We start from the raw sequence: 14,279 nt of genomic DNA on the forward strand, positions 1-14,279 counted from the left end.
AACCACAGTAGACATGTATAATGCTTTTCGAGCATAAAATCTGCCACCTATGACTTGGGCCTTGCTCACTTTCCTTCCGCTTTCACTAGTTTTTGGTGCAACTCCAACTAGACAAGCTATTTCCTTATTATCTAACCTGCCAAGTTCAGGTACCTCTATGAGTAGGATACTTGCGGTTTTCCGTCCAACACCTTTATAGCTAGTTAGCAGTTTGCTTTTTTCCTTCAAATCAGGATCAGAGTTTATTATATCTTCTATGTCTTGCCTAACTTGCTCTAATTGTTTTTTTGCAAATTCTATCTGTTTTTCTATATATTCCCTGGCTTTTCCTGTAACCTTATGTGTAATAGTCTAGACTTAATCTGACAAGCATGAATTAACTGACAGAAGAATTAACAAAGTCAAAACCAAAATCAGCATCCTGTTTAATGCTATCAATATTTTTCTGATAAGCAATATGCATACTATCAAAAAAGGTTTGCATAGGAGTCTTACCATAGCAATATTTACCTGAATGCGGTCTAGATCTATTGTAAGAATGCACCCAATGGTCTACGTCTAACTGAAGTTCTGCCAAAGAGGTGTAAATTTTCTTTCTAAAGATAATATTGTAACATTCATCTTGCATAGTTCTGTGGAACCTTTCACATATGCCATTAGTCTGTGGAGAACGAGCTTTGGTTCGAGAATGATCAATATTTTCTACCCCTAAATATAGCTGGTAAGCGTGATTTTCAGGTCTGCCACAATACTCTGTACCACGATCCGTCAAAACACGTAGCAATGATACTTTCTGTTCATCAAAGAACGGTACTACCCTATCATTAAGAAGATCTGCAGCTGTGATAGCAGTCCTTTCTGTGTAAAGCTTAGCAAAAGCAACTCTGGAATAGGTATCAACAAAGGTTTGCTGGTAAATTCGTCCAATACCTTTGATATTACCAACATAATAACTGTCTTGGCTACCTAAGTATCCTGGATGCTCTGTTTCAATTTCTCCATGGGCCTCTTTTTCTTCCTTAGCCTTTTCTAGAGCTGTTATCTGTTCTTCTGTTAAAATGATACCATCCTGAGCTACTTTTGCTTCTAATGCCTTTAACCTCTTTTTAAAATTTTCAAGATCGTTTCTTTGCCACACTGATCTTATTCCACTTGCAGAGATGAGAATTCCTCTCTTTTTCAGTTCGTTTGCTGCTCTTTCTTGTCCGTATGCTGGAAACTCTATTGCTATTTCAACTACTGCTTTTTCTATATCCTCCGACACTCTATTTGCATACAATGGCTTGCTTTTGCTTATCTCGTGTAAAGCCTCTTCTCCTCCTGTTTCATACAGTTCTTTGAAGCGGTAAATGTATCCCTTGAATATCCCATTACTTTACACGCCTGTGATACATTTCCTAATTGCTTTGCAAGTTCTAGCAATCCCAACTTTGGTTTTAGTATTTTTTCTTGTGTTGTATTCATATCTGACACTCCTTTAAAACTTGTCTATATTTTTATCTTACTTTGTTTGCTTGTCAGATCAAGTCTAAACTATTATAAGTAAGTAATTCTCGATTTACTCTTCCTCATATAGAATTGTTATCGACATGCAAAGCGAATGTTAATGCAGCAGATCATAAGGGTGCTACTCCCTTACATTATGCTGCTTGCGGAAACCGCTTAGAGGAAATGAAATTATTGCTTAAAAACGGAGCAAATGTTAATGCAGTGGACAATTCTGGTTTTACTCCTTTGCATTTGTCTGTTTGTGAAGGCTACACGGAGATAACACAGTTATTGCTTGGAGAGACAGAGAGTCCAAGCACAAGCTGCAGCGACGCAAGCATTGAGAATGTACAAACAATCAATCAGTTTTATCATTGGTGAGAGTAGAACATCTTTTACTAAGGTCTAACTTAAAGATAGATGGTCCCTTAAATCCTACATCTAAATGAGTTAACTATTTTTCTTGCTAACTAAGGTGTTGTAAATTTGGTCTACATCAAAACTCATCTTAGGGCACCAAATAGGGCCATCTAAGTGTGCCTCGATATAAAGAGGACTATTGTGATTTGGTAGTATGAAAAAGAGTCTGAATATAGAAGTTAAGGAGAAATTAGATAAGATTAAATTAGAAGAGATAGAACCTGATGCTTGATCGATACTAAACTGTGAACTAGTTGAACATACACCACTGTTAATACTTACTTTTCCATTAATATTTTCAAAAAGCGTACTGCCATTATATATATCAACGTAAGCAAGCTTGGAAATTTCAGGTTTATTCTTACTGCTTAACAACTTAGTGATGAATGAATTAAAATCCACATTTGTAAACTCTATTTTCTGTGCTTGAAAGTTTACATTTCCTGATAAGTTACTAGCCCAATCATCAAAGCTTGTTCCTTGAGTTTTGATTTCACCACTTAAGCTTATCTTGCCATTTATGTTATTAACTCCTATAACTTCCTTGGTGTCCAAATTTGCAATAGAAAATTTTGTGTGAATTGAGCCTGCTTTTAGATAACCCTGAAAAAACATTTGTCCATGTTCTAGTATGTAACTTATCTGTTTGATAGTGATAGTGTTGTTTCTTATCACTGTATCCAAGTTAAAATCTTTTAAGACGTTTTGCCCAATTTTAAATTCTGTAGTTTTGATTTGCACGTTTGCATCAAAATCTCCTTTCTCATCTAAAAAATTAAGCTGCTTTGTTGACCATTGAATTTGATTTATTTCATTTCTTGAGTTTCTTTTTACCTCTAATAGTTTTGGTAATTTAAAGATATTTCCATTAAATTTATTACCTGTAAGGTTTACGTCTAATAAAGGCTTAGTGTATTTTTGATCCACTAATATTTTTACACTACCGGTAATGTCGAAATCTTCTCCGAATAACTTTATTTTATCTGCAACTAGCTTGTTCTCTTGTATTTTTAATGAAAAATCCAAATCTTCAATTTTTGTGCCATTGAATATAGAATCTTTAACACTAGTTCTTATATTTACATCATATTTAAGATTTTTCAGCCATTGCACTTTGCTGAATAATGAATAATCATATTTATCTATATTAATGTTATGTATGCTAAATTTGCTATCGATCATATTGTGTTTTTTTGTGTGATTTACCTTAATTGATCCTTGCCAAGATTCTTTGTTATTTAGCAATCTGATATCTGAAAGAGATAATATTCTAGGTGCTAAATATAGTTTAGAACTTGCTGTAAATTGACTTTTCTCTCTTTCTTGCATCTTGATAGAAGGTAAAATATGTGAAATGAACGACTCACCCTTTATCAATATATCACCATTAAATTCAGACAAGTTGCCATTGTTTGAAACTCTTCCTGATAAGCGAGATATATTATTGGTTCCAGGAAATTGAAGAAGAGTATCAACGTTTATTTCGCCATTAGCAAATTTTAGCGTAGCATGAAATTTGTCCAATATCCTGTTTTGATATTGAATATTTGAAGCTTCCATATTAAAATCCAAGCTCAGGTTCTTTGGCACAACCTCTCTAAAAGATTCTAAAAGACCCTTCATATCTGTTGTTTTGTGTGAGCCGTTTTTTAGGTCGACTTTACTAAAACTAATATTGATATTAGTATGATCACTTTTTCTATCATTTTGTATTATACCAGTGCCTTGCATGCTTTTGGACTCAATTTTTAAATCAGTTGCCGTAAACTCGCTTTCATTGATATTGATATTGGATGATATCTCAATATTTTCGCTGGGAATCACATAAGAAAGGAAGCTAAGATTAATGATTTTTGCTAAATTGCTCACAGAACCGGAATTGTTATTGATTGTCAGTGTTAAATTACCCTGTTGATTTCTATTACCTTTAAATAGCAAATTTGCAAAATTTGAATCAACACTAATGTGTACATTATTTTTTGTGACATTAACCTTTCCAGAAAAATCGTAATTGTTGTCACCAATCTGTACTTCACCAAAAAACTGCTTATTTTTTTTTATAGCAACTTCCTTGATGTTAATAGTATCGGCGTTAAAACTTATTTGGCTGTCCTTTATTAATATATCAACTATATTATCATTGGCTTTCGTATTTATAATATTAAGTAAATTTTCTTTGTTGCTTTTCATGCCCAAAAATGAGATTGACTTTGGTTGCAATGAAAATGAAAACAACGATGGCCTTATTTCAATTTTTTTTGCACTAATTAAATCTGATAATTTTTGTTCCTTGTTTTTGTTATATTGTACATATACATTGTGAATAGTAAGTTTTGGAGTAATGAGCGAAACTTCAATTTTTCCTCCAACATGTACTTTAGCATCATACGTCTTCTCTAACTCTTTTACGATATATTCTCTGTAGCCACTCCAATCCTTAAAAGTTGCAGCAACGTGCATGAGAATTAATAGAAACAAGATTGATGATATGGCGTATAAAGAAAGTTTCATAATAGACCTCTCATTCCAGCATCCCTTCTCTTCTTGTCATCCCAGTCTGGGATCCAGGAAATTTGATTAGACATTAAGTTAATTAGCAAAAAAGTAGCTATTCTTATGTTAAAACACAGCATTTTTACATGAGAAGCTGGTCTGATGAGCACTGGGTTCCCAGTGGAAATTGCTCTCAAACCACAACACTCATACAGTTGTGTGTGTGACACTGTGATCCAGTGTGACTTAAATAAGGTTTTCCAGATTATATAATCAACAAAATTTCTGGATCCCAGTGTCAAGCACTGGGATGACAGGAATAGGTGCTGGAATGACAGGAATAGGTTATGGGATGAAAGGAGTGGATATTGGAATAGTAGCTGAAATGACATATAGCAATACAAAGGGTGTAATTTATACATATTTCAAATTTCCTCTAAAAATTAGGTAAAGAGTGCTAGAATAAATAATAACACTCAAAGCTATTAAAGTTACTAAATAAACAATACGAGCTAGCCCTCTATCGAAAAACAACCCTGCTGATAAGTAATTAGAGAGATAAAGAACTATTGACATAACCAATGTTGCAGTGAGAATTTTTACAATATTTAGTAATAATGCTTGGCTAATCTTATACATCTTATTTATTGTTAAATAATTAATCAATAAAATAGAATTTATCCAAGTGGAAATGGAAGTAGCAATAGCAATTCCTATATGTTGGTATTTGTTCATTAATATGAGATTTAGTATTACATTAATTCCAAGGCACGTTAATGAGAACATAGTTGGTATTTTTAGCTTTCCCCTAGCAAAGAATGTGGGTAGCAATACTTTATTTATAATAAATGCGGGTAAAGAAAGAGAAAATGCTACTAATGTAGGAACAGTTTGCTGCACTGCATAATAATCAAATCGGCCGTAAGAAAAAAGCGTAAGTAAAATTATGTCAGGAATAATGATAAAAGCAGCAGTTATTGGCATAATTAATATTAACCCTATATTAAGGGCCTTGTTCTGTATTTTGACTATATTCTCAGTATCATTTATTCGTTTTGAAATCAGAGGAAGAAGTACTGTACCAATTGCAGTGCCAATTACTCCTTGCGGTAGTTGATTTAGTCTATCGGCATAATATATATAAGAAACTGCATTTGGTATAAAACTCGCCATGATTGTGTCAATCCATACACTTATTTGTATTACACAATTGTTGATAATTGCAGGTATCACACGTTTAAAAAATAATTTTACTTCGTTACTTAATTCTAAACTAAAAGAAAAGAAAGCCTTTAATTTGTATGCACTAAATATTATTAAAAGTAGCTGCAAAATCCCTCCAATCAGGACGGCTATAGAAAGGTTATGAGCCGGTGTTTCAATGTAAGGTAAAAACAAACTGATGATTAAACAGAGGTTCAAAATGATTGGTGAAATAGCTGTTGAAGCAAAATGCTGTTTTACTTGCAACATTCCACCAATAAGTGATGCGATTGACACGAAGATTATGTAGGGCATCATAATTTTCGACAAAGTTACAGTAAAGGTAAATTTATTTTGGTCAAATCCAGGAGTGAAGATTTTGATCATGTAAGGGAAGAAGGTTTGTGTGATAAGGCAAAAAATTACTAGAATAATAAACGTAATGGATATTACACTACTTGCGAAATTAAATGCCTTTTTATTATCATATGACTCTGCAGAGTATAATGGTATGAATGAGGTAGTAAATGCTCCCTCTGCAAAAAACGATCGAAATAAATTAGCAAAGCGAAACGAGGAAAAGAATATATCTGCAAGAGAAGTTGCACCAATAACTGTAGCAATCAATACATCTCTTATTAGCCCTAAAATTCTTGAAATAGCTGTAAAAAAACTAAATGTGAAAATACTTTTAAACATATCACGATTTCAATACGATTAACTATAATGCTAAAAGCATAAATGAAAATGTTTATTCGCTAAACTTAAAACTCTATGCAAAAGTAGGTAGCTTAAATAATTAATTGACTATTTATGCTTGTGTGTTAGAAATTTTATACCTTGGCGGGCGTAGCTCAGTTGGTAGAGCGTCAGTTTGTGGTACTGAATGTCGCCAGTTCAATCCTGGTCGCTCGCCCCACTAAAAATTTCCACTTTACATAAATATAAACATTAGATATTTTTGCACGTCCGTTAGCATTCCTTGTTGCTTTAGTATTTAGATGGCGGAGGGGAAGTTTGCGATTTAGAGTAAAAATGATGCCTATTAATTAGTGAGAGGGATTGTATGTATATTTGTTTGTTAGCTTATAGTATAGTGTCAGCACTAGGAGTATTAGCTTGGTGGTTAAGTTTTGACACTTCATCACCTTTAGCCATAGGTGGAATTGCTGGTTGTATAGCTCCAGCATTGATTGCGATTTTTCACGTAGAATGTTTGCTATATAAGTTTTGCAAAAGAGATCCTATTGAGGAGGATCATGGAAAAGTAGCAAATTTTTTGAGTTTGATGATATCTACAAGCGCTGCAATTGGAGTTACACTTGCTGGAAGCATAGCTGCTATTTTTCCTAATCCAAAAATAGGATTTACATTAATAAGTGGAATGATAGGGCTGATAGCACCGATTTTAGGGCTTTTTGCAACTGTAGCTATAGTGCATTGTGTAGATGAAACAGCAATTAAATCTGCAGTAAGTGCAATTTCGATTACAGATTCTACATATGTCAAAATATCTCAGGAAGAAGAAGTTAATAAAAGTATCATTTTTCCCAAAGTTGAAAAAGTTTTTTCTGCGAGAGAGACGGCAGTTTGAGCTAAGTTAGTGTGCAATGTTGTAATCTGTAAAATTTGACATCAATCACTGATAGTTGGAATATTATAGAGTAGGAATTACTCAAGAAGATGCATAAGTACGATGTAGTGGTAGTAGGTGGCGGTCATGCCGGGTGTGAAGCAGCTACAGCTGCAGCTCGCCTTGGTGCAAACACGCTACTTATAACTCACAAAATTTCAACTATAGGAGAGATGTCTTGTAATCCAGCAATTGGAGGAGTTGCAAAGGGTGTTGTAGTTAGAGAAGTAGACGCCCTTGATGGAATAATGGGGAGAGCTATCGACCGAGCAAGCATACACTCGGTCGTTTTAAATGGCAGCAGAGGCGCAGCGGTATGGGGCCCACGTGCACAGGCAGACCGAAAATTATACAAAAAAGCAATACAGGAAATTATTCTAAATTATAACAACTTGACAGTAAAAGAAGAGTCAGTTGACGATTTTCTTATCGAAAGTGATAGCAATGGAGAATCTTATATAAAAGCTGTAATAACAGACTCAGGTGAACGTATACTGACAAGCAGAGTTGTTTTGACTACAGGGACTTTTTTACGTGGTGTGATTCATATAGGAGAGCAAACAACTCCTTCTGGAAGAATGGGAGATAAACCTGCAATAGAGCTTGCAAATACGCTAAAGAAGTATGATTTTAAACTGGGCAGATTACGTACCGGAACTCCACCGAGGCTTGATCGTGGCGCTATAAACTGGTCGGTATTACAAGAACAAGTGGGTGACAATCCACCTACACCATTTTCTTATCTTACAGAGAAAATTAACCAGCCTCAGGTTTCATGTTTTATTACTCATACTAATGAACATACACACAAAGTAATTCGAGAGAATCTTCACAGATCAGCTTCTTCATATTTAGATAACGTTATTGCACCAAGATACTGCCCATCAATTGAAACTAAAGTTAAAAAATTTGCAGAAAAAAATAATCACCAAATATTTCTAGAACCAGAAGGGATTGATGATAACACTATATATCCAAATGGAATTTCAAATTCATTGCCCATCGAAGTGCAGTATGAAATGATAAAGAGTATAAAAGGGCTTGAAAATGCAGAAATATTAAGACCTGGATATGCAGTTGAATACGATTATATCGATCCACGAGAGCTATTTCATACTCTCGAAACTAAGAAAGTTAAAGGACTATATTTTGCTGGTCAAATTAATGGTACCACTGGATATGAAGAAGCAGCCGGGCAGGGAATTATTGCCGGAATCAATGCAGCATTCTCTTTATCTCAAAAAAGTTTTGTTCTTCATCGTACAGACTCATATATCGGTGTAATGATAGACGACTTGGTCACTAAGGGAATTGCTGAGCCTTACAGATTATTCACCTCGCGTGCAGAATATAGACTGGCAATCAGGTCAGATAATGCAGATAGAAGATTGACACAAAAAGGTTATGACATCTCTCTTGTGTCGCATGAGAGATACTCTGTTTTGCAGGGTAAACTTAAATCCATTAAGCAACTTGAGGAGAAATTAGAGAGCCTAACAATTACTCCTGAGCAGCTCAGGTCCTATGGCATTAAAATATCTTATGATGGAATAAGAAAAACAGCATTAAATTTGCTCGGTTATCCAAATATTGACTGGAATAAATTACGAGAAATATGGCCAGAGTTAAACATGGATTCCAGTGTCAGCTACTTGCATAACACCAAAGCACCTCTTCCTGTCATCCAAGTAGCTGACACTGGGATCCAGTACTTGAATGATGATAGAATGGATGCAGTTGACACTGAAAAAAATGTAGATTCCAGCGCCATGTGCTGGAATAACACTATAACTGATAGCATAGCCAAGAATGAAATATATGAAGCAGTTGCAATTGAAGCAAAATACAAGCCTTATTTAGTAAGACAAGAAGCAGATATGAAGTTTCTACAAGAGGAAGTTAATACTCAAATTCCAACTAATTTCAACTACTCACAGATTAAAGGCTTGTCAACTGAAGTGATAGAAAAGTTGCAGTCAATAAAGCCAGCAACAATTGGTATTGCGAAGCAAATACAAGGTATCACTCCAGCAGCGATAGTTAGCATATTAGTGTACCTTAGGAATAAGAAAACGAAAATAGCTGCTAATTCTGCGTAAGGTATTCCATGTCAAAAATCGAAGAATTTCGCTCTTTTATGCACGAAATAAATGTTGATGCATTTATGTTGCATACTAAAGACGAGTATTTAAATGAATATTCAAAAGAGTTAGCAGAGTTATGTGGCTTCACGGGAACAAATGGGCTACTTATCGTTACAAAGAGTAATAAGTGCCCATTTTTTACAGATGGACGCTATATCACACAAGCTCGCAGTCAGCTCGATCAGGGCAGTTTTCGAGTATATAATATACAAGAAGAGGATCCACACAAATGGGTAAAAGCAAACTTAACATTGACTACTTCACTGGGTTACTATCCGCAATATTTTACTATGAAGGACATAAGAAAATATGAAGGCATTTGTAAACTAGTACCATACTTAATTAAAAAAGATAGTAGTCATAAAGCACAAACAATAGTCTCACATGTATCTGGTGAGAGTGGTAAGGATAAATGTGAAAGAGTAGCTAAAAACATAGAGGCTGAAGCAGTGCTTCTGACTGATCCAAATTCAATTTCGTGGTTATTAAATTTAAGAAATGAAAGCGCTGAATACACTCCTTGTATATTGGGTCGTGCAATACTTTATAAAAACGGCAATGTTGATTTATTTATTCAAGATAAAGAACATTCAACCGTACAAGCGGATTTAGATAATCATGTTAGTATTTTTGATATTTGTGAATTGGAAAGCTCTCTGTGCAAGATAAATTCAGTGATGATAGATCCAACGACAACTCCAATGAGCATTATGAATGCAATAGATTCCTTGTATAACCATTATTTAAATGAAAAATCAGCTTCGGTGTCATTCCAGCGCTTGACCAGAAATAAAAAAGCATGGATCCCAGTGTCAAGTACTGGGATGACAATAAGTAATGAAAGAGGTCTAATAGAAAATAAGCAGATAATTGAGAAGGAGGATCCTTGTTTGCTTCACAAAGCAGTAAAAAATCAAACTGAAATAACTGGAGCTATAAGTGCGCACATCAAAGATGGAGTAGCAGTTATAAATTTTCTATATTGGCTTGAAAACAATATTGACAGTGAAATTACTGAGCTTGAAGCTGAAGAAAAAGTTTTAGAATACAGAAAAGAGCAGAATTTGTTTAAGCAACCGAGTTTTCCAACAATTTCAGCATTCAACGAGAATGGAGCAATCATTCATTACCGTGCAAGCAATAAGACAAATAAAGTCATTCAAGAAGATGGGCTGTATTTAATTGACTCTGGTGGTCAGTACCTTGATGGCACAACCGATATTACAAGAACTATAGCAATTGGTAGTCCAACCAATGAGCAACGAGCTCACTACACAATAGTATTAAAAGCTCACATTGCGATAGCAAGTGCGGTCTTTCCTTCTGGCACTACTGGTGGAGAATTGGACATATTAGCGCGTATACATTTATGGAAATTTGGAATGGATTACATGCACGGTACAGGACATGGAGTAGGAAGTTACCTTTCGGTACACGAAGGACCGCAAGCAATATCAAGAGGAAATAAAGTGGAACTCATTCCAGGCATGATACTTTCTAACGAGCCTGGTTATTATATTCCAGAAAAGTATGGAATAAGGATTGAAAATCTTATGTATGTTGAAAAGCGAGAAAACGTCTTCTTAAGCTTTAAACAATTGACCTCTGTTCCTTATGATAAAAAGCTAATAGATATACAAATGCTTACTGAAGATGAAGTTAAATGGATAAATAGCTATCACCAATTTGTTTATAAAAATATAGAAAATGGCATAAAAGATAAGGAATGGTTAAAGAGAGTATGTGAACCTTTAAAATAGTTAATTTGTCATTTAATCAAGTATTAATATAGTTGTTCTTGTATTGTTTTTAATTAAAAACAATATATAATATTAGTTTCAAATAGGTGTAATTATGACAGATAAAGTGCAGGATGATGAATTTATGAAGCAGTACATGGATACTTGCAAAGAGCAAATAGAAAAATTGGCAAGCGACCCTAATTTGCTTCAACAGACCTTAAAGCCATTCATGCAAATGTCTCAGCAGCTTATGGCTGGCGGTATGTTAGAAGGAAATATGTCTAGTATGATACCTGATGTTGATAGCATGGATATCAACAAGATGATTGCTCAGATGCAAGGAATGATTAGCTACATAAGGAAGGACTATAAGAGGATCATGGAAAAAGATAGCTCACAAATTAAAGAGCTTGATGATTCTAGCAAAAAACTGAGAGGTATGGTCAAGAGATTGATAGATAAAGTTGAAGCTAAGTAGTATTTATTCATATCAAATTTGCTTAATAATAGTGAGGCTGAAATTTGGTATCGCCATTAAAGTTAAATAAAAACATAAAGAGATGATTGAACTTAAAAGCCAAGAAATTTGTCCAAATGGAAATAAGAAAAATTTGATTATTTTTTTTCATGGTTGGGGTTCAAGTGGCGATAATTTCGCTCACCTTGCTAAAGTTATGAGCAAATTTTTACCCGATTCATGTTTTGTGGTACCGAATGCTCCGTTTGAGAGGGAAATAGGTGATGGTTATCAGTGGTTTAGTTTAGAGGATCGTAGTGAAGAAGCACTATATAATGGGGTGAAAAATGCTGCATCAATTGTAAATCATTTTATTGATACAAAATTAAAGGAGCTTAATTTAAAAGATACTCAGCTTTCTTTAGTTGGATTTTCTCAAGGGGCAATGCTTGCAATACATGTGGCTCTTACCCGGCTTCAGTCTTGTGCGTCAGTTGTTGCGTATTCTGGTAGATTTCTTTCGCCTTCAAAAACTGCACCGGAGATAAAATCAAAACCTAACATATGTATTATTCATGGTGACGCTGATGATGTGGTACCTTTTTCTTCCCTTGATTTAGCGGTTAAAGCTCTGAAAGAAAATGGAGTAAACGCTCAAGGATACCCAATTCATGGATTAGGCCATATTATTAATGAAGAAGGAATAAGGTTGGGGGTTGAGTTTATCAAGAAGAATTTTGGAAATTAATTTCCATGCACTTGTTTTGCTTTGGTTACGGATATGTAGCTAAATTTCTATCGAAAAAATTGCTAAATTTAGGCTGGAAAGTTAACGGTACATCAAGAAATAAAGATATACAACTTTTTGATTATGAAAAGGTTGATCAAGATCTGCTTAAAAGCGTAACGCATGTTTTAGTTTCTATTCCTCCAGACGGCGATGATGTTATGGAGAGATACGGTCATTGTCTGGAGAATATTAAATGGCTTGGTTATCTGTCTGCAACTAATGTTTATGGTGACCACTGTGGTAATTGGGTGAATGAGGAATCTGAAACAAAGCCTATAGAAATTAGAGGAGAAAAGCGCCTTGAGTCTGAAAAGAAGTGGCTAAGTAGCAAATTGCCTGTACATATTTTTCGTTTGGCTGGGATATATGGTCCTGGTAGAAATGCGCTAATTGACCTGCAGCTTGGCAAAGCAAGAAATGTGAAAAAAATTTTTTCTCGTGTTCATGTTGAAGATATATCGAATATTTTATTTTCTTCCATGCAAAATATAAAGCCTTATGAGATATACAATTGTGCAGATGATTTACCTGCTACGCAATCTGAAGTGGTCACGTATGCAGCCGAGCTTCTCAATATTAGCCCTCCAGAGCCAGTTGAGATTTCTTCCGTACCAAATTACGCACGGGGTTTTTATTTAGGGTCAAAAAAAGTAAGCAATACTAAAATTAAAAAAGACCTTGGTGTCTCTCTAGTTTATCCTGATTACAAGGTGGGTTTAAAGAGTTTGTATATATTAGAATAGAGAAAATAGATTGCCAGATGCAAAAATTTTTCTTGAATGTTCCTTGTTTTGATGTAGTACCACTAGGCATACTATTATATAGAGGTAAATATGTTCAGCAATCAATCGCTCCCGGTTGAAAATATTCTATTACATCAAGCCGCTTATAATGGTAACATAAATGAAGTTAGGTTATTACTTAATGTAAAAACTGATATCAATATCAAGGATAAAAAAGGATTTACAGCCTTGCATTTTGCTGTTTATTCAGGACATTTAGACGTAGTAAAGTTACTAATCAGTAAAGAAGCTAATATTCATGCAAGAACTACTAAAGGCAGTACAGTTTTACACTTTGCTGTTGTAGCTAAAAGCAAAGCTATATTAGAGGAGTTAATTAAAGCGGGAGCTGATCCCAATATAAAAGACTGTACTGATGGTAAGACACCTTTACATATTGCTGCTCAAAATGGACTTGTAGAAGTTGTAAAGGTGTTACTTAATACTCAAGAAATTGAGATTGATGCTAAAGACAATGAATTTGGTATAACAGCTCTGTACTTAGCCTCTCAGAACGGACATACTGAAATAGTTGAACTATTAATTAGCACAAAAAATGCTGATGTTAACATAGTAGATAAAAAAAATAATGTTACACCCTTGTATCTAGCTGCTCAGAATGGGCATGAAGCAGTAGTCAAGTTGCTTCTTGATAATGGTGCTAAGGTCAATGTCTGTGATACCAGTATGAATCCTTTGTGTATAGCTATTGATAATGGCCATAAGAAAATAGTTGAGTTATTACTTAGTATAGAAGGAATAAATGTCAATATTGGCGATAAGATTGGCAATACACCTCTACATATAGCAGCTATGAAAGGTAATGAAAAAATGGCAAGATTACTGCTAGAAAAAGATGCTGATCCTAATATTAAAAACCTTTCAGGAGATACTCCTTTACAAATAGCTGAGATAATTGAAAACTCTACAGTTTTTATGCTTGAAAAGGATACAAATTCAGTACTTCTTGTGAAAAAAGGAGTTAAGGAGCTTTTGTCACAACATGTGAAGAACAACAAACCTAGCTCATCAGTAGATAAAATTGACGTATCTGTTCAGCAGAGTAGCAAAATAAGATAGATGAGAAAACTAGTTTGTGACATTGGCGTCCAGTTAAATTTACATGG

At 34.5% G+C, this 14,279-nt stretch carries 12 protein-coding genes, 1 tRNA gene and 2 pseudogenes; 10 read left to right on the plus strand and 5 right to left on the minus strand.

Features of this window, described 5'->3' with window-relative positions:
- A pseudogene (locus tag OUY_RS04830) lies at positions 1 to 342 on the minus strand (IS110 family transposase); the annotation flags it as partial.
- Positions 343 to 376: 34 nt separating this feature from the next.
- Positions 377 to 1,464: pseudogene (locus OUY_RS04835) on the minus strand (IS481 family transposase).
- 114 nt (positions 1,465 to 1,578) lie between these two features.
- Between OUY_RS04835 and OUY_RS04840 the strand changes: the two are divergent.
- A complete protein-coding gene (locus tag OUY_RS04840) occupies positions 1,579 to 1,869 on the plus strand; it encodes an ankyrin repeat domain-containing protein (RefSeq protein ID WP_246038738.1) in 291 nt (96 codons plus the stop codon).
- 69 nt (positions 1,870 to 1,938) lie between these two features.
- Here OUY_RS04840 and OUY_RS04845 read toward each other — a convergent pair whose 3' ends face one another.
- Both OUY_RS04845 and OUY_RS06575 read right to left on the minus strand, forming a co-directional pair.
- Positions 1,939 to 4,419 (minus strand): AsmA family protein, encoded by a 2,481-nt coding sequence (locus tag OUY_RS04845; protein WP_139686836.1) that lies wholly within the window; start codon positions 4,417 to 4,419, stop codon positions 1,939 to 1,941.
- On the minus strand, positions 4,416 to 4,631 hold the full coding sequence (locus OUY_RS06575; RefSeq protein ID WP_010402720.1) for a hypothetical protein: 216 nt from the start codon (positions 4,629 to 4,631) through the stop codon (positions 4,416 to 4,418). The genes OUY_RS04845 and OUY_RS06575 overlap by 4 nt, the downstream gene beginning before the upstream one ends.
- Before the next feature lie 65 nt (positions 4,632 to 4,696).
- On the opposite strand from OUY_RS06575, the gene OUY_RS06580 reads away from it, so the two are divergent.
- The gene (locus OUY_RS06580; protein ID WP_246038740.1) at positions 4,697 to 4,852 is read left to right on the plus strand and encodes a hypothetical protein; all 156 of its coding nucleotides are present in this window, start codon (positions 4,697 to 4,699) and stop codon (positions 4,850 to 4,852) included.
- Here the strand turns inward: OUY_RS06580 and murJ are convergent.
- Positions 4,816 to 6,303, minus strand: a complete 1,488-nt coding sequence (gene murJ / locus OUY_RS04855; protein ID WP_139686837.1) for a murein biosynthesis integral membrane protein MurJ — start codon at positions 6,301 to 6,303, stop codon at positions 4,816 to 4,818. The genes OUY_RS06580 and murJ overlap by 37 nt on opposite strands.
- 144 nt (positions 6,304 to 6,447) lie before the next feature.
- Here murJ and OUY_RS04860 point away from each other — a divergent pair.
- The 8 genes from OUY_RS04860 (at position 6,448) to OUY_RS04895 (ending at position 14,232) form a co-directional block, all read left to right on the plus strand.
- A tRNA-His gene (locus tag OUY_RS04860) sits at positions 6,448 to 6,523 on the plus strand.
- 147 nt (positions 6,524 to 6,670) lie between these two features.
- Positions 6,671 to 7,198 (plus strand): hypothetical protein, encoded by a 528-nt coding sequence (locus OUY_RS04865; RefSeq protein ID WP_139686838.1) that lies wholly within the window; start codon positions 6,671 to 6,673, stop codon positions 7,196 to 7,198.
- An 89-nt stretch (positions 7,199 to 7,287) separates the two neighbouring features.
- On the plus strand, positions 7,288 to 9,336 hold the full coding sequence (mnmG, locus tag OUY_RS04870; RefSeq protein WP_139686839.1) for a tRNA uridine-5-carboxymethylaminomethyl(34) synthesis enzyme MnmG: 2,049 nt from the start codon (positions 7,288 to 7,290) through the stop codon (positions 9,334 to 9,336).
- Between the two features lie 8 nt (positions 9,337 to 9,344).
- Complete coding sequence (locus OUY_RS04875) at positions 9,345 to 11,141, plus strand: aminopeptidase P family protein (RefSeq protein ID WP_139686840.1); 1,797 nt, start codon at positions 9,345 to 9,347, stop codon at positions 11,139 to 11,141.
- 94 nt (positions 11,142 to 11,235) lie between these two features.
- Positions 11,236 to 11,601 carry a hypothetical protein gene (locus tag OUY_RS04880; protein WP_139686841.1) on the plus strand — a complete coding sequence of 122 codons (366 nt, stop codon included), beginning with the start codon at positions 11,236 to 11,238 and terminating at the stop codon, positions 11,599 to 11,601.
- 82 nt (positions 11,602 to 11,683) lie between these two features.
- A complete protein-coding gene (locus OUY_RS04885; protein WP_010402683.1) occupies positions 11,684 to 12,328 on the plus strand; it encodes an alpha/beta hydrolase in 645 nt (214 codons plus the stop codon).
- 5 nt (positions 12,329 to 12,333) lie between these two features.
- Positions 12,334 to 13,113 (plus strand): SDR family oxidoreductase, encoded by a 780-nt coding sequence (locus OUY_RS04890; RefSeq protein WP_007302062.1) that lies wholly within the window; start codon positions 12,334 to 12,336, stop codon positions 13,111 to 13,113.
- Positions 13,114 to 13,203: 90 nt separating this feature from the next.
- Positions 13,204 to 14,232 (plus strand): ankyrin repeat domain-containing protein, encoded by a 1,029-nt coding sequence (locus OUY_RS04895; protein WP_139686842.1) that lies wholly within the window; start codon positions 13,204 to 13,206, stop codon positions 14,230 to 14,232.
- Positions 14,233 to 14,279 lie beyond the last annotated feature (47 nt).

Origin of the sequence: Wolbachia endosymbiont of Leptopilina clavipes, assembly GCF_006334525.1 — a bacterium.
Lineage (GTDB): Bacteria > Pseudomonadota > Alphaproteobacteria > Rickettsiales > Anaplasmataceae > Wolbachia.